We start from the raw sequence: 17,609 nt of genomic DNA, 5'->3' as shown, positions 1-17,609 counted from the left end.
CGGCGGTGGGGCGGCCGTGGGCGCGGCGGCGGGGTCAGCGCGCGTGCCGCGGAGCCGGGGGCGGCTAGGGTGCCGCAGGCCCGCGGGTGCTCCCGGGGAGGCCGGGCCGCGGTGGACGCTGGGCGGGGACCCGCCGCGGGTGCTCTGCGGGAGAGGCCCGGCGGGGCGGCGCCGCGCCGCGTCCACGGGTGTGCCGCGCAGCGGCGGCGCGGGGTCGTTTTGACCCGGGTGGGGGACCCGCGTATTCTCTTGGTTCGTTATGCGTATTGGCTTGCTCGATCTCACGTGAGAGGCCGTTACGCCGGTCCACCGGGCCGATGACCAGCGACCAGCACGCGGTTTGCGTCACCGACGTGCGGTTCTTGGCTGTCGTGATCGTCCGTGGTGGCCTTGACAGGACCCACTCACTGAAGAAGCGAAGGCTACGACCGTGCGTACGTACAGCCCCAAGCCCGGCGATGTGACTCGCCAGTGGCACGTGATCGACGCCCAGGACATCGTCCTGGGTCGCCTGGCATCCACTGCCGCGAGCCTCCTTCGGGGCAAGCACAAGGCGATCTACGCGCCGCACGTTGACACCGGTGACTTCGTCATCGTCATCAACGCTGACAAGGTGCACCTGTCCGGCAACAAGCGGACCAAGAAGATGGCCTACCGCCACTCCGGCTACCCGGGTGGTCTGCGCTCCGTCCGCTACGACGAGCTGCTGGAGAAGAACCCCGAGAAGGCCATCGAGAAGGCCGTCAAGGGCATGCTCCCCAAGAACTCCCTGGGCCGCCAGATGCTCTCGAAGCTGAAGGTCTACGCGGGTGAGAACCACCCGCACGCTGCTCAGCAGCCGGTCCCGTTCGAGATCACCCAGGTCGCGCAGTAAGTCCGGCCACCCCCTAAGACGAAAAGAATCTGAGGAGAATCGTGGCCGAGACCACCCCTGAGACCCCCGTCGACGAGTTCGAGGGCGTCGAGGAGTACACCACCGAGACCGAGGCCGTCGAGGGCGACTACACGTCCGAGTCCCTCGCCTCCCGCTTCGGCGAGCCGCAGCCGGCCGCCGGCCTGGGTCGCCGCAAGAACGCCATCGCCCGCGTCCGGATCGTCCCGGGCACCGGCAAGTGGAAGATCAACGGTCGCACCCTTGAGGACTACTTCCCGAACAAGGTGCACCAGCAGGAAGTCAACGAGCCCTTCAAGGTGCTGGAGCTCGAGGGCCGCTACGACGTCGTCGCCCGCATCGCGGGTGGCGGTGTCTCCGGCCAGGCCGGTGCGCTCCGTCTGGGTGTCGCCCGTGCGCTGAACGAGGCGGACGTCGACAACAACCGCGGCGCGCTGAAGAAGGCGGGCTTCCTGCGCCGCGACGACCGTGCGGTCGAGCGCAAGAAGGCCGGTCTGAAGAAGGCCCGCAAGGCCCCGCAGTACAGCAAGCGCTAAGCCGCGCCTGCGCGAGCTGCTCGGTCTGCTCGTAAGGTACGCCCCGGTGGCACACTCCGTGTGCCACCGGGGCGCGCCCCTTTCAGGGGCCGATGGCGGACGTCGCTGGGGACGGCCGTGTAACGCAATGGAGGACAGCTGTGGGACGACTCTTCGGCACGGACGGCGTGCGCGGCGTCGCCAACGCGGACCTGACGGCCGAGCTGGCGCTCGGGCTGTCGGTGGCGGCGGCGCACGTGCTCGCCGAGGCCGGCACCTTCGAGGGCCATCGGCCGACCGCGGTGGTCGGCAGGGATCCGCGGGCGTCAGGGGAGTTCCTGGAGGCCGCCGTCGTCGCGGGCCTCGCCAGCGCCGGTGTCGACGTGCTGCGGGTCGGGGTGCTGCCCACCCCCGCGGTGGCGTACCTGACCGGTTCGCTCGGCGCCGACCTGGGCGTCATGCTGTCCGCCTCGCACAACGCCATGCCCGACAACGGCATCAAGTTCTTCGCGCGCGGCGGCCACAAGCTGCCCGACGACCTCGAGGACCGCATCGAGGCCGTGTACGAGGAGCACCGGCGCGGTGAGCCGTGGGACCGCCCGACCGGCGCCGGCGTGGGCCGCGTCACGGACTACGCGCAGGGCGGCGACCAGTACGTGGCGCACCTGCTGTCGGTGCTGCCGAACCGGCTCGACGGGCTGAAGGTCGTCCTGGACGAGGCGCACGGCGCGGCGTCCCGGGTGTCGCCCGCCGCGTTCGAGCAGGCCGGGGCGGAGGTCGTCACGATCGGCGCCCGGCCCGACGGGCTCAACATCAACGACGGCTGCGGCTCCACCCACCTCGACATGCTGCGCGCCGCCGTCCTGGAACACGGCGCCGACCTGGGCATCGCCCACGACGGCGACGCCGACCGCTGCCTGGCCGTGGACCACACGGGCACCGAGGTCGACGGTGACCAGATCCTCGCCGTCCTTGCGCTCGCCATGCGCGAGGCGGGCACGCTGCGCGGTGACACCGTTGTCGCCACCGTGATGTCGAACCTGGGCTTCAAGCTCGCCATGGAGCGCGAGGGGCTGCGGCTCGTCCAGACGGCGGTCGGCGACCGGTACGTGCTGGAGGAGATGAAGGACAAGGGCTACGCGCTGGGCGGCGAGCAGTCCGGGCACGTCATCGTCCTGGACCACGCCACCACCGGCGACGGCACCCTCACCGGCCTGCTGCTGGCGGCCCGGGTCGCGGCCACCGGGCGGCGGCTCGCCGACCTGGCCGGCGTCATGGAGCGGCTGCCGCAGGTCCTCATCAACGTCAAGGACGTCGACAGGTCCCGGGTGAAGACGTCCCCGGAGCTGGCCACCGCCGTCGCGGAGGCCGAGCGCGGCCTCGGCGCCACCGGCCGCGTCCTGCTGCGCCCGTCCGGCACGGAGCCGCTGGTACGGGTCATGGTGGAGGCCGCCGACCTGGAGCAGGCCCGCGCGGTGGCCGGGCAGCTCGCCGACGTGGTGAAGGCCGCGCTGGGCTGACCGCCGCCCGCAGGTGACGGGGGTGCCCCGCAGGTCCGGTCGCGGACCTGCGGGGCACCCCCGTTCCCGTACCCGCTCCGGCCCCCCGGCGCGGGAGGGGCTGTGGGCTCAGAGCTTGCGCAGGGAGAGCCGCTGGACCTTGTGGTCCGGGCCCTTGCGGACGACCAGGGTGGCGCGGCCGCGGGTGGGCGCCACGTTCTCCAGCAGGTTCACCTTGTTGATGGTGCGCCACATCGTGCGGGCGTAGTCGAGCGCCTCGTCCTCGCTGACCTGCGTGTACTTGCGGAAGTACGACGACGGGTCCTGGAACGCGGTCTCGCGCAGCTTGCGGAAACGATTCAGGTACCAGAGCTCGATGTCCTCGGCCCGGGCGTCCACGTACACGGAGAAGTCGAAGTAGTCCGCCAGGCCGACGCGGGTGCGGCCGTCCTGGCCGGGCAGGGCCGGCTGGAGGACGTTGAGGCCCTCCACGATGAGGATGTCCGGGCGCCGCACGGTGAGGCGCTGGTCCGGGACGATGTCGTAGATGAGGTGCGAGTAGACCGGCGCCGTCACCTCCTCCTTGCCCGCCTTGATGTCCGCGACGAAGCGGGTGAGCGCCCTGCGGTCGTACGACTCGGGGAAGCCCTTGCGGGACATCAGCCCCCGCGCCTGCAGCTCCTTCATCGGCAGCAGGAAGCCGTCGGTCGTGACCCGCTCCACGCGCGGGTGCTCGGGCCAGCGGGCCAGCAGCGCCTGGAGGAGGCGGGCCACCGTCGACTTGCCGACGGCCACCGACCCGGCGACGCCTATGACGAAGGGCGTGCCCCGCTGGGCGCCCTTCTCTCCCAGGAACGTGTTGAGCGCCCCGCGCAGGTTCGCGGTGGCGCCCACGTACAGGTTGAGGAGCCGGGAGAGCGGGAGGTAGATGTCCCGGACCTCGTCGAGGTCGATGACGTCGCCGAGACCGCGCAGCCGCTCCACCTCGTCCGCGGTGAGCGGCAGCGGCGTCTTGTCGCGCAGCGCGCTCCACTGCTCCCGGGTGAGGTCGACGTACGGCGTCGACTCGGCCCTGGCGCGGGCGGATCCATTGCCCGAGGCCGGCTCCGGGGTCGGCGGCGGTGTGCTGCTCCGTGGCGGCGAAGTGATCACAGATCCATTGTCGGGCCCACAGGCGCGGCGCGGGGGGTGGGGTCGGTCACGTGGGTGCACCCTTGCGGGCGGGGGCGGGCGGGGTTCCGGCGGATCCTCCGTGCCGGGTCCGGCGAGCCCAGGAGGCGTCCGGCGCGATCCGCCACGCGGAACCGGGCGGCGAGGAGCACCCGCCCGGGGTGGCCGCCCCCTCGCCGCTCAGCTCAGCTTGACCAACTGCGCCTCGACGACCTCGGCCGGTACCGCGGCACTCCGGTCGGTTCCGAGGGCCGTGATGTACGCGATGCTGCTTCCCTTGCGCAGGAGGATCACCCTCCCGCGCGCGGGCGTGCCGCTCTTCTCCATCCGCACGCCGAACGCGACGGCCTGGTCGGCGCCCCGGGGCGCCACCTCCCGGGTGACCTCGGTGATTCGCTGCTCCCGATCGCCGAGACGGTAGGCGAACCCTCCGGCGCACTCGTCGGCGGCCCGGTTGACGGCCGCCACGGACGCCTGAGCCGCGTCCACGCCGCCCTGCCCTTCGTGGGTGGCGAGGAGCACGCTCGTCGCCGTGCCGCTTCCCACCACCCGGCGCGCCGTCGCGCCCGACGGGTCACCGGCCGCGGCACCCGCCAGCACATGAGCGAGGGCCCGGCACGGCCCGTCGGCCTCGACGTCCCGCTGCTCCACCCGCTCGTCGGGCGCGGGCTCCCGCACGGTGTGCCCGGCCACGTCACCCTGGGCCAGGGTGAGCGCGGCCAGGCCGCCCGTGGACACGGCCTCCCGGCTGGGCTCGGCCTGCGCCCGGAGGCGGGGTCCGGCCGGCTCCAGACCCCCGCCGCTGCCGACCGCGGTGCACCCGGTCACCAGCGCGAGCCCGAGCAGCGCCGACGCACGGACGCCGGCGGAGCCGGTGCGGGTCACCCTCATGTCGGTTCGATTCCTTCCGGTGTCGGTTCGGCGCTGGTGGCGGTGGGCACACGGCATGGCCATGGCCGCACTGCTCAGCCGAAGGCCTTCGTGCTGCTCCAACCGCCACCGGTGACCGTGACGGCGCTGCCGCCCGAGGTGCTGGTGCAGGTGTAGAAGCGGATCGTGCCGTCGGACGCGATCGCCCAGATGTCGGGGATCTTGTCGCCGGTGACATCGGGCGTGCCCATCATCAGCCGGATGTTCGTGGTGCTCCACCCGGTGCCGTACTGGGCGTCGGTGCCGTTCAGCGACGCTGCGGCGCTCCCCAGTGAGGCCAGGCTGGTGCCGGTGGCCGCGTCCGGCTTCCCGAGGCGCAGCAGCAGCCGGGAGTCGGTGAAGTCCCGGTACACGAGGTCCACGGCGCCGTCCTGGTTGACGTCACCGACATTCACCAGGTCACGCTGGTCCCAGCCGGTGGAGGAGAGCTTCGTCGCGCTGGTGAACGAGCCGCCCGTGTAACCGAGCAGTGCCCACAGCTCCGCGCCCGACGTCACGAACACATCCGGCCTGCGGTCCTTGTTGATGTCACCGACCGCGAGGACCTGGGTGTAGGCCGAGGGCGCGGGGGCGCCGGACGGCAGCTCCACCGCCAGCCGCTGCTCGATGTCGACGCTGCCGTAGCCGTCGCCCCGGTACAGGTAGAGCTTGCCGTCGGGCATGCGGGCGAGGAGGTCCTGGATTCCGTCGCCCGGGAGGAAGTCTCCGTGGTGGGTGATGAGCGCGGGGCTGCCGTCCTCGCCCGTCCAGTACCCGGCGTAGCCCTCGGCCGTCTCCAGGTTGGTGCCGTCGGCGTGGGCGCCGGGCAGCGAGGTGTGCAGGTCACCGGCTCGGGTGGAGGAGAAGAGCCTCAGGTCGCCCGAGGGGTTGATCATGAAGAGGTCGGGCTGGCCGTCTCCCGCCATGTCTCCCGGGGCGTCGGCGGTGTCCCGCGGCGTGACGTAGAAGAGGTACTTCTCGCCCTCGGACGCGTTGCCCGCGCTGTCCACCGAACGGGCGTACAGCACGTTGGCTCCGGAGGTCGGGGGCGCCAGGCTGACGGTGGTGCTGGCTCCCGCGGCGACGCTCACACTCTTGCTGTAGGTGTTCGTGTTGAAGGAGTACTGGAACTGGACGACGTCCGTGCTTCCGCCGGGGCTGAAGGTGAACTGGCCGGTCTGCCCGAAGGGCACCGTGGACCAGTTCTCGCCGTTCTGGTCGCTCCGCGGGAACTCGGCGGAGGAGACCTCCGGGGCGTTCGGCCGGCCGGAGTCGTAGACGAAGCGGCACAGGCCGCCGGCCGGAGCGTAGGCGGACGCGGCCCCCGAGGAGTCGATGGACCGCACCCGCCAGCCGTAGGTTTTTCCGTTGGCGAACTTGCTGCCGAGGATGGTGACGTCGGCGTACCCCGTGCTGAGGGGGGTGCGGTGGGAGTCGACGATCTTGGTGGCGGTCCCGTCGATCCACACCTCGAAGTGCAGGTACCTCAGGTCGCCGTCGTGGTCGGCGCCGCGCGCGGCGAACGTCAGGTCGCTCTTCCCGACGGAGCCGTACGGGCTCGTGGTGTCGCAGTCCGGGCCGGGAGCCATGGTGAGGCCGGTCGGCACGAGCGGTCGGCGGTTGTAGGTGATGGTGATCTTCGGGGCGGCCTCGCCCTCGGCACGGAACTTCTTCCAGGAGTACGCCCCCGACGAGGTCTTGCTCTCGTCGAGTGCCTTCAAGCCGATGTTGACGCTGGTCGCTCCGGTGTCCGCGGCGACCTGGGCCATGGCCTTGCCGTCGAAGGTGACGTAGGCGTCGGGGCAGGACGAGTTGTAGCCGTGGGCGAAGGACTTGCTGTCGAGCTTCGTCCGCCACTTGGGCTGGTTGTTCCACGTGTGGGAGGCGGAGATGCCGTCCGTGTGCCAGACCTCCATCGCGCGCGCCGAGCACGACCAGGAGTAGGTCTCCAGCACCCTGATCTCGGCCGAGGTCACGATGGCGCCCTTGAAACTGGAGGACCAGCCGAGACGGAACAGGGAGCGGGACAGCCCCCAGGTGCTCGCCTCATAGCCGACCCGGGCCTCGTTGGTGCCGGAGTTGTAATTCGCTCCGTCGTAGAAGCTGGAGTTGGGGTACTTCTCGTAGACGGTGGTCCAGTTGTGGGTCTTGCCGGTGAGGGACGGGTCGATGAAGAGGGGCCAGACGGTCTCGTCACCGGTGAGCATCGCCCGGTTCGGGGTGACGGTCAGCGTGGCCTCGGAGCTGCCGTGTCCCGCGAGGGCGGCGTCACCGACAGCGGTGTGCGCGCCGAGCCCGGGGCTTGCCAGTGCGGGCAGCGCGAAGACCTGCGCGTCGGTGACGGCACTCGTGCCGGTCCGGGCGAAGGCGGCGGCGTGGCGCACACCGCTGCCCGCCGTCGTGGAGCCCGTGCGGTACGCGGACTGCTGGGCCGTGCTGTCCCCGCTCGGGCCGTCCACCGGGTCGGTCGGCGAGGGAGCCGGAGCGGCCGAGGCGGCCGGGCCGGGTTCCGACGGCTGGGCGGACGGGTCGGGCTCCACGGGCTGCGGTGCCGCCGTGTCCTCTCCTGGCCCGTCCGTCGGGGCCGGGGCCGGAGGCTCACCCGGCTCCTCCGAGTACGAGGGTGAGGGGACGCTCGGGGGCGGCTCGACAGGCTGCGGGTCGTCGCCCTGGGTCTCGGCCGGGGTGCCGGCCGAGTCCCACATGTACGGGGTCGGGGAGACGGCCGTCTCGTTGCCCGCCTTGTCCTTCGCGGTGACCACACGCGTGACCGGGTCGAGGTGGAACGTCAGGTCCGGGGAGGTCAGGCGGTAGCGCAGCGTCGCCAGCTCCGCTCCGGCGGCGGCTTCGGGGGTGTGCACGACCAGGACGTGGCTGAAGCCGCTGTCCCGTGCGGTCAGCACCAGGTCCACGTCCGGGAACACGTTGCGGTAGAGAGCGCGGTCCCCGTCGATGGCCGGCGCGGGGAGCGTCCCCGGCCACTGGAGCGTGACCTGGTGCCCCTGGGAGCTGAAGGTGGCCAGATCGGTGTACTGGACGTTGTCGTCCGCGACCGACGAGATGTCGCCGTGGCCCGTGCGGGACACGGTGTAGACCGCGTGCCGGGCAGAGGCGGGCCCGCTCGCTCGACTGTCGCTGCCCCGGGTCGGCTTGCCGTCGCCGGCCGAGAAGGGCGCGGGGTCGACGGCGGCCTTCGGCGCCCACCCGTGCGCGGGGCGCCGCAGCGTGGTGTCGATGGGCTTCCAGACACCGTCCACCTCGGCGCGGATCGGCGCGCTGTGCGCCGTCAGCTCGAAGCTGCCGTCGGGCAGGGCGTACGTGGTGGAGGTGATGCTGCGCAGCGCCGTGACCTCGACGCGCTTCCCGCTCTGCCTGGCTTTCGCGACAGCGGCGTCCTCGTCGAGCGGCTCGCCCGACCGCGCGGGACGGGGGTTGTCCGCCGGACCCGTCCCTCCCCATTCGGGGCCCAGCAACGTGATGCCGAGCGCGGCGGCGACGACCGCCGCCACTCCTGCCGTGGTACGCCGGGGCAGCCCCCGTATACGACGCCGGTCCACGGTGCTGGTCTCCCTCCCTCAACGGCATTGCGGTGACCGAAAGTTGTCACGCGGGCGCCGAAACGGCTCACGTGGACTTCCGAGTCGAGGAATGCCGTCACCTGCTGCCGAACCCCCCGACCTCCGCCGGTGTCGCCCGGAACCGTTTCTCTCGGATTGGGCGTCACGGTGGGTGGAGGTGCGGCAGAAGCATGACTGATGAGGGCCGTGTCCTCCACCTGGACAAGGCCTGCCCATACACCCGGCCCTGAGGGCGCGATTCGCGACACGGGAGCCCGTACCTGCACGTCGGTGGCGCACGGGGGACTGCCAAACCGGCCTGAAGAAGGCGAATCGGCTGCTTTCTGAGCCCGCTATGCGGCGGTCTCCTGACAGGAGATCGGAATGCTTCGGTAATCGGGCGATTCCTGGGTTGATGGCTCACTTTCCTGCCGATTGCTTTTGATGCCTCCATTCACGGCGAGATGCGGCGTGATCAAGTTCACTCTATGTGATCGATGTTTGACGGAGCTGTGAGAAATGGATGAACATGCGCCCGTCAGACCTGTCAGGAGCCGTGACCCGATAAGGCATTCGGCGGCTGACATCGCATCAACTTGGGGGGGGCCTCGGCCGTCGTGTGGGGATCGCTGTCGTGGAGCGGCCGGGGACGTCTGCCCGGCTCCAGAGCCGAGCGGCGCAGACGCGCGCGTCACCGGACCGGTGTGGTCGCCGCGGTCACCGTCGCACTCACCGCGGGGCTGCTGCCCACGGCCTACGCGGCGCCGCCGGTCGAGGAGGACCGCGCCGCGGTCGAGCTGGTCGAACTGCCCGAGCGGACCCCGGCGGAGGGCCAGAACGGCGGAGGCCTCGCCGACACGGTGACCGCCGAGGTGCCGCGCACCGTGGAGTACGAGCCCACCAAGACGGCGGCTCCGCCCGCCGCTTCCGCCACGGAGACCGTCACGGGGCTGACCGCGGGTGAGACGGTCCAGGTGGGAACCCTGCCCGTCGAGGTGGGCGCACCGGAGACGGCAACGGCCGAGGACGCCTCCGCCCTGGAGGGCGACTGGCAGGTCGCGCTGGCCGACGAGGCCGACCTGGGGGACCGGGACGTCTCCGGTCTCGTCTTCACCGTGACACCCCCGGCCTCGGCGACCGGCGAGGCCGTCCTCGCCCTCGACTACACCGAGTTCGCCGAGCTGTACGGCGCCCACTGGGCCGACCGGCTCCAGCTCACCCGCTACCCGGCGTGCTTCCTGACCACCCCGGACGTCGAGGGCTGCAGCGAGCCGGCCGAGGTCGACGTGCAGAACGTCGTCGAGCCCCAGGCCGGTGACGTCGCCGGGGACGGCGTCCTGGACGGCGTACGCCGGGTCGAAGCCGTCGTGGACGTGGCCACGCTCACCGACCCCGGCTCAGGTTCGTCCACGGCCACCCCGGCCACCGCCACGAGCAGTGGCACGGTCACCAGTGCCGTGTACCGCCCGCTGTCCTCCAGTGCGACCGCGCTCCAGGCGGCTGTCAGCTCCGGGGCGTCCGTCTTCACCGCGACCTCCGCCGGCAGCGGAGCCAAGGGCGACTTCTCCGCGACGCCGCTGGTCAGCGCGGGCTCCTGGGCCGCCGGCAACAACTCGGGCGCCTTCACCTACACCTACGACCTGCAGACGCCCAGCGTCCCGGCCGGACCGTCGCCGAGCATCGCGTTCGGCTACAACTCCCAGGTCGTCGACGGCCGTACCTCCGCCACCAACAACCAGGCGTCCTGGATCGGTGACGGCTGGGAGTACAACCCCGGCTCCATCACCCGCAGCTACCGCGCCTGCCGCGACGACCGCACCGGCGCCAACAACGCCGACCGCAAGACCGGTGACCTGTGCTGGGGCTCGCACAACGCCACCCTGACGCTCGGCGGGACGACGACCGAGCTCGTCAAGGACGACACCACCGGCGAGTGGGTCACCGCCAACGGCGACGGCTCCCGGGTCGAGCTGCTCAAGGACAGCAGCCTCGGCAACGGCGACAAGGACGGCGAGCACTGGCGCGTCACCACCCGCGACGGCACCCAGTACCACTTCGGGCTGCACAAGCTCCCGGGGTGGACCGCCGGCAGCCCCACGACCAACTCCGTCCTGTGGGTCCCGGTCGCCGGCAACCAGCCGGGAGAGCCCTGCTACGACTCGTCCTTCGCCGCCTCCTTCTGCGAGCAGGCATGGCGCTGGAACCTCGACTACGTCGTCGACCCGCAGGGCAACGCCATGTCGCTGTGGTGGGGCCGGGAGGACAACCACTACGGCAAGAACCTGAAGTACAAGGAGAAGGCCAGGTACATCCGGGGCGGCTACCTCACCCGGATCGACTACGGCCAGCGCGCCGACTCCCTCTTCACGGCCGGCCCGATCGCCCGGGTGGAGTTCAAGACCGACGAACGGTGCTTCAAGGAAGGCGCGCTCACCTGCGACCCGGCGAACTTCACGTCGGGTGACTACGCGAAGAGCCGCATCTGGTACGACACCCCGGCCGACCTGTACTGCTCCGCGGCCTCGGGCAAGGAGTGCTTCGTCCCCGTCCCGACCTTCTGGACCCGCAAGCGCCTCGCCGAGGTCACCACGCTGGCGCAGCGCACCCAGGGCTCGGAGGCGCTGTCGAAGGTCGACTCGTGGACGCTGAGCCAGTCGCTGCCCGCGGAGAAGACCGACGAGGGCACGGCGCTGTGGCTGGAGTCCATCACCCGGCACGGCTATGACACCGGCGGCACGTCGCTCAGCCTGCGGCCCGTCCAGTTCGTGCCCAACACCGAGCGCATGCCCAACCGCGTGAAGAAGGGCGCCTCGGACCCCAACCCCACGTTCGACCGGCTCCGCCTCGCCCGCATCGTCAACGAGTACGCGGGCGAGACCGTCGTCACCTACCGCCGGCCCGAAGGCGCCTGCGCCTCCGGCAGCGGGTTCCCGAAGCCCCACGAGAACACCGGGCTGTGCTTCCCCGCCTACTGGCACCCGGATCCGGACAAGAGCGACGAGACCATCGACTGGTTCAACAAGTACGTCGTCGACCAGGTCCAGGAGATGCCCGCCATCGCGGGCGGCCAGACGCTCACCACGTCGTACGAGTACCTGGACGGCGGGGCCTGGGCACTCAACCAGGCCGAGTTCTCGAAGAAGAAGACCCGCACCTACGACCAGTGGCGCGGCTTCAGCGGCGTCCTCACCGTCGGCGGCGACGACTTCGTCGACATCCGGAACCTCACGAGCACCCAGCGGTCGGCGAGCGAGACCCGCTACTTCCGCGGCATGGACGGAGACCCGCTCCCGGGCGGCACGAAACGCTCGGTCACCGTCGTGGACGGCGACGGAGAGGTCATCGCCACCGACCACCAGGCCTACCAGGGCCGGGTGGCCGAGACCCGCATGTACACCCGGTACAACGGGGACCTGCTGACCCGGTCCGTGGACTACCCGACCGTGACGGAACTGGCGTCCCGCGCCCGCGACGGCGGAATCCCCCCGCTGAAGGCGTACCGCGTCCAGACCTCCCACAGCACCACGGTCACCCGCTCCTCCGGCACCGGCAAGGACTCCCAGGGCACGCCGGACACCCGGACCTGGCGAACCCTGGAGACCAGCACCACCCACGAGCCCACGTACGGCCTGCCCGTCACCGTCGAGAGCCTCGGTGACACCGGCCGGACCGGCGACGAGACCTGCTCGGTCCTCTCCTACGTCCACAACACGAGCGCCCACCTCATCGGCCTGTCCAAGGAGACGCTCACCACCGCCGGCACCTGCGCCGAGGCCGCCACGGCCACTCCGGCCGACTGGATATCCGGCTCGCGCGTCGCCTACGACGGCGGCGCCTTCGGAGCCGCGCCCGCCAAGGGCCTGGCCACCACCACCTGGAACATCAGCGGCGACGGCGGCGGCTGGACGCAGAACGCCACGCTCACCTACGACGCGTACGGGCGCTCCACCTCGACCACGGACGCGCAGGGCAACAAGGACACCACCACCTACACCCCGTCGACGGGGCAGGTGTACCAGCTCACGTCCGCCAACGCGCTCGGCCACACGACGACCTCCACCATCGAGCCGGGCCGCGGCACCACGCTGACGGACACCGACACCAACGGCCGCACGACCGTGTACGCGTACGACGCCCTGGGCCGTACGACGAAGGGCTGGGCGACCTCGCAGTCCGCCGGCGAGCCCCCGTCCGTCACGTTCACCTACAACCTCGTCCCGCCGGTCTCCGTCGTCACCTCCACCCTGGGCGACGACGGCACGTACAGCGACTCGGTGGTGTTCTACGACGGCCTCGGCCGGGAACGCCAGCGGCAGACCCCCGCGGTCGGCGAAGGCCGCCTGATCACGGACGTGCTCTACAGCGCGAACGGCACGATCCAGACCACCAACAACGCGTACTACGCCACCGGCGAGCCGCGGACGGTGATGTTCGAGAAGGCCTCGGACTTCAACGTGCCGAACGCCACGTACTTCATGTACGACGGCCTGGGCCGGCTCCTCGCGGAGACCCCCGTCGAGGACGGCACGCCCCATCTCACGAAGCAGACCCGCTACGCCTACGGCTACGACCACTCGACCGTCATCGAACCCGAGGGCGGCGCCTCCCAGCGGAGCTGGACCGACGCCCTCGGCCGCACGATCCGCGTCGACACCTTCACGGACGCGGCCCGCAACGACGCGGCCGCCCGCTCGACGACGTACGCGTACGACGCGCGCGGCGACAAGGTCAAGGCCGAGGATCACCTGGGCAACACCTGGACGTGGGCGTACGACGCGCGCGGCCGGCAGGTCTCCGCGACCGACCCCGACACCGGGACGACCACGACGACGTACGACGTGCTCGACCGCCCGGTGACGACGACCGACGCGCGGGGCGTCACCGTGTGGACCGGCTACGACAAGCTGTCGCGGCCCACGTCGCAGCGGCTCGGCTCGTCCACGGGCACCCTCCTCAGCTCGTACACGTACGACTCGGTGCTCGGCGGCATCGGCCTGCCGGCCGCCGCGACCCGGTACACCGACGGCCTCGGCTACACCACCGAGATCACCGGCTACACGAGCGACTACCAGCCCACGGGCAAGCGGCTCAGGCTGCCCGCCTCGATCGCGTCGGCATCCGGCCTGGAGGAGACCTACGCGTACCAGTACGAGTACACGAAGACGGGTCTCCCGAAGGCCGTCACGCTGCCGGCCGCCGGCGCCCTGCCCGCCGAGCGGGTCGTCACCCGCTACAACGACGACGGACTGCCCGTCTCGACGTCCGGCCTCGACTGGTACACCGCCGAGACGCACTACAGCGTCCACGGTGAGGTGCTGCGCACGGTCAGCGGCGAGCAGCCGCACCGCGTGTGGACCACGAACCTCTTCGACGAGCGGACCGGCGAGCTGAAGGAGAGCTACGTCGACCGGGAGTCGACCAGCGACACGTCGACGGTCCCCGGCCACCGGGTCAACCACCGCACCTACGGCTACGACCCGGCCGGCAACGTCACCACGATCGCGGACACCTCGAACGGGGTGACCGACCGCCAGTGCTTCACCTACGACGTACTGGGCCAGCTCACCAAGGCGTGGACGGCGCCGGGCGCCTGCCGGGCCGCCGGCAAGACCGAAGCCGCGCCGAAGTACGAGGACGACGACACGCTCAACGTCACGGCGGCGGGCGGCGGCTACTGGAAGGAGTACGTCTACGACGCGGCCGGCAACCGGTCGGAGCTGACCGAGCACCACATCACCCTGGCGCCGGACGCGAACACGCCGAGCGGGTTCAAGACGGTGCTCGACGAGGCCAGGAAGGCCACGACGAGCTACCGGTACGGCGGCCCCGACGGCACACAGCCCCACACCCTGACGTCGATGACACGTACGTACGTCACGGACGAGGGCGCCCAGGTCACCAGCGAGTCGACGCGCACGTACGACGCGTCCGGCAACACCGTCGCCCGTCAGGACGGCGGTGACACCCAGACGCTGACCTGGACCTGGGACGGCAAGGCGGAGACGGTCACCGGCTTCGGCGCGAAGGGCGCCGGCGCGTGGGTGGGCCTGGCGGGCAAGTGCCTGGACCTGTCGTCGGGCTCGACGCTGGCCGGGACGCCCCTGCAGCTCTACCTGTGCAACGGCACGAAGGCGCAGAAGCTGCGGATCGACGGCGCGACACCCGCCGACCCCTCGACGGGCGCCCTGAAGATCCTCGACCACTGTGTGACGCCGAAGGACGGCGCCACGGCGGACGGCACCGCCGTGGTGATCGCCGACTGCACGGGCACGGCGGACCAGCGGTGGACGACGGTCGCCGCGGGCGCCAAGCTGCGCCACGAAGCGTCGGGCAAGTGCCTGACCGTACCCGGCGCCGCCACGGCGAACGGCACGGACCTGGTGCTGGCCGCGTGCGACACCGACGGCGAGGCCCAGTCGTGGGTGCCGGCGGACGAGACGCGGTACGTCTACGACGCCTCGGGCGGGCGCCTGATGGCGGTCAGTGCCGGCGAACACACCTTGTACCTGGGTGACACCACGGTCGCGACCACCCGCAGCGGCGCGCCTTCCTACACCGAGCGCTACTACGCCCAGCCGGGCGCGCCGACGGTGATGCGCCATGTGCTGGGCAACGGCGCCCCGACCCTGTCCGTGCAGGTGGCGGACCAGAACGGCACCGCGTACACGAACGTGATGCTGGCCGAGGGCAACGGCGTACAGATCTCCAGGACCGACCCGTTCGGCGTCAAGCGGGCCCAGGACGACAACTGGCGCGCACACCGCGGATACGTCGGCGGCGACGACGACACCGGCACGGGCCTGGTCCACCTCGGCGCCCGCGAGTACGACCCCCACACGGGCCGCTTCCTGTCGGCCGACCCCGTCCTGGACCTGAACGACCCGGTCCAGCTCAACGGCTACGTCTACAGCGAGAACAACCCGGTCACCTATGCCGACCCGAGCGGCCTCGCCTCCGAGGCACCGGGCGCCACCGGCGACTACGGCGGCCCGTCGTCGTCCGAGGTGGCGTGGGCCAACAAGCAGCGCAACACGTCGATGACGGACATCATCATCAGCAACGGAGCCGCCGTGCTGAAGGGTCTTCTCCTCGACGACATAAAGAGCTGCATCTCGTCGCGCGACCTATGGGCCTGCGGAAGTCTCGCCGCGAACGCGCTTCCCGGGCTGAGTGCCTTCAGGATGTTCGGCAAGATCATGAACGCTCTTTGGAAGATCTTGAAGGCTGTTGACGCATGGCGTACGGCGTTGGCGAAGGCAGAGAAGATCATCGCCGCGGCTAAAAGGGCCGAGGAAGCTGCACGGAAGGCAGCCGAGGCGAAGAAGGCAGCCGCGCTGAAGGCCGCGCAGGCCAAACTGGAGAAGGCCAAGGAAGCCGCCACAAGAGCGGTGAAGGAAGGTGCGAAGAAGACCGGCAACGCTCACCAGAAGGCCGCCAAGTCCCTTTCCAAGGGGCGCGAGAAGGTTAGCAACGCCTACCAGCGAGTAAAGGCACGGATAACAGGCAAGGGTGGTGGCTGCAAGAAGGCGAGCAACAGCTTCACGCCCGGCACACTCGTCCTGATGGCGGACGGCACTACCAAGCCCATCGAGGACGTCAAGAACGGCGACAAGGTTCTGGCCACCGACCCCGAGACCGGCGAGACCACCACTGAAACGGTCTCTGCCAAGATCAAGGGCGAAGGCCTGAAGCACCTGGTCAAGGTCACCGTTGACACCGACGGTGACCAGGGCGGCGCCACAGCCATGGTCACCGCCACCGACGGCCACCCCTTCTGGGTACCGGAACTCGGCGAATGGATCGACGCCACCGACCTCAAGAGCGGCCAGTGGCTCCAGACCAGCGCCGGCACCTACGTCCAGATCACCGCCATCCAGCGCTGGACCGCGCAGCGTGCCGCGGTCCACAACCTCACCGTCACCAACCTGCACACGTACTATGTGCTGGCGGGGGCCACGCCGGTCCTCGTGCATAACTGCAATGGCGCGACCCTTGAGTTGAAGTATAAGAAAAGCTGGGATGCGGACCAGATAGCAGCAGCTGATCGTAAGGTTGCCGCTCTCAATGCCTCCGACAACCTGGTCGTGACGAAGGTGGAGCGATCAGGAAGCGCGGCGGATATGTGGCGCCGCGCGGGTAACAAAACGGTCGATGGATCGGATATCGACCACATAATTGAACTGCAACTCGGTGGTGCAGATGATGTCACAAACATGACGCCACTCGACAGTTCCGTCAATCGAAGTATCGGTTCACAGATAGCCCGGCAGTTGAAGAAACAGGGTCTCAAACCCGGCGATGTAGTGTGTCAGATCAATATCAGCAGACGGTGTTAGGGGCGGGAGAGAGAGCTATGACGCTGCTGGGCCTTGACGTAACGGAGACGGTTGGTACGTCAGCGGGGATGTTCGCCTTGTGGAGGCTCTCCCGCTTCGCCGGGGTGACCGACTTGGAGGAGTGGGAGGACGAGGTCGCGGACGAGGAGAGTCTCGCCGAAGCCATCACGGAAGGCGCCCTGGTGCCTGTCAATATCGGCGGTGACGGCGCTTACCAGTTCACCGTTCGCGGCGTCTCGGTTCTTGGTAGTCTCACGGAGCGCGAGGCGCGGTTCCGCCTCGTTTCGTCGCAGTCCTATCTCCTGGTTTCTGATGGCCTGGTAGCACTGGGCGGGCTTGAGGCGGTCGGAGAGTATACCGGTGCGGACCGGCTTCAACTTCCGCTCGACTCGGGAAGGTATGCGGTCCAGGTTCACTTGATCGACTGGAAGGCTGAGCCTGGCGCGCTCGGTGCGGACGGAAAGCCGGCGAAAAACGCCTTGGGGGATTTCGTGATCGAAATCTGTCGGGAATCCCCGGAGGGCGGCAGTGAATATCGGCAAAGTGTAGTCACGTTCACCAGGTAATGGTGCCCCCTCTTGAACGGTCGGCCATAGAGTCGCAAGAAGCGTTCATAATGGCGAACGAGGAGCCCCGTCAGGCGTTGCCTGGCGGGGCTCCTGTGCGGGGTGACGCTGAGGTTGAAAGGGTGGGGTGACAGTCGGCGTTGGCGGTGCTACATCCTCGTCATG

Annotated in this window: 8 protein-coding genes; 5 read left to right on the top strand and 3 right to left on the bottom strand. The window is 70.2% G+C overall.

Annotated features, from left to right (window positions below):
- Nucleotides 1-430: 430 nt before the first annotated feature.
- The 3 genes from rplM to glmM all read left to right on the top strand — a co-directional run bounded on the left by rplM (nucleotide 431) and on the right by glmM (nucleotide 2,927).
- Nucleotides 431-874, top strand: a complete 444-nt coding sequence (gene rplM, locus BJP40_RS03720; protein WP_071278588.1) for a 50S ribosomal protein L13 — start codon at nucleotides 431-433, stop codon at nucleotides 872-874.
- 41 nt (nucleotides 875-915) lie between these two features.
- Nucleotides 916-1,428 carry a 30S ribosomal protein S9 gene (gene rpsI, locus BJP40_RS03715; RefSeq protein WP_071278587.1) on the top strand — a complete coding sequence of 171 codons (513 nt, stop codon included), beginning with the start codon at nucleotides 916-918 and terminating at the stop codon, nucleotides 1,426-1,428.
- Between the two features lie 140 nt (nucleotides 1,429-1,568).
- Nucleotides 1,569-2,927 (top strand): phosphoglucosamine mutase, encoded by a 1,359-nt coding sequence (gene glmM / locus BJP40_RS03710; RefSeq protein WP_071267623.1) that lies wholly within the window; start codon nucleotides 1,569-1,571, stop codon nucleotides 2,925-2,927.
- 108 nt (nucleotides 2,928-3,035) lie between these two features.
- On the opposite strand, the gene coaA is transcribed toward glmM, so the two are convergent.
- The 3 genes from coaA to BJP40_RS03695 form a co-directional block, all read right to left on the bottom strand.
- Nucleotides 3,036-4,058 carry a type I pantothenate kinase gene (gene coaA / locus BJP40_RS03705; RefSeq protein ID WP_079170895.1) on the bottom strand — a complete coding sequence of 341 codons (1,023 nt, stop codon included), beginning with the start codon at nucleotides 4,056-4,058 and terminating at the stop codon, nucleotides 3,036-3,038.
- Nucleotides 4,059-4,256: 198 nt separating this feature from the next.
- Nucleotides 4,257-4,967 carry a hypothetical protein gene (locus BJP40_RS03700; RefSeq protein ID WP_071278586.1) on the bottom strand — a complete coding sequence of 237 codons (711 nt, stop codon included), beginning with the start codon at nucleotides 4,965-4,967 and terminating at the stop codon, nucleotides 4,257-4,259.
- A gap of 74 nt (nucleotides 4,968-5,041) precedes the next feature.
- Nucleotides 5,042-8,542, bottom strand: coding sequence for an FG-GAP-like repeat-containing protein (locus BJP40_RS03695; RefSeq protein ID WP_071278585.1), 3,501 nt, complete (start codon nucleotides 8,540-8,542; stop codon nucleotides 5,042-5,044).
- A gap of 704 nt (nucleotides 8,543-9,246) precedes the next feature.
- On the opposite strand from BJP40_RS03695, the gene BJP40_RS03690 reads away from it, so the two are divergent.
- Together BJP40_RS03690 and BJP40_RS03685 are read left to right on the top strand one after the other, a co-directional pair.
- Entirely contained in the window at nucleotides 9,247-16,878 is a 7,632-nt protein-coding gene (locus BJP40_RS03690; protein ID WP_071278584.1) for a ricin-type beta-trefoil lectin domain protein, read from the top strand.
- A gap of 17 nt (nucleotides 16,879-16,895) precedes the next feature.
- Nucleotides 16,896-17,444: a hypothetical protein gene (locus BJP40_RS03685; RefSeq protein WP_071278583.1), complete on the top strand. Its 549-nt coding sequence runs from the start codon at nucleotides 16,896-16,898 to the stop codon at nucleotides 17,442-17,444.
- The last annotated feature ends 165 nt before the right edge of the window (nucleotides 17,445-17,609 follow it).

Source organism: Streptomyces sp. CC53 (genome assembly GCF_001865245.1).
In the GTDB taxonomy this organism is placed as follows: Bacteria; Actinomycetota; Actinomycetes; order Streptomycetales; family Streptomycetaceae; genus Streptomyces.
The sequence above is the reverse complement of the archived record's forward strand: the minus strand, read 5'-3'. Positions and strand labels throughout refer to the sequence as shown.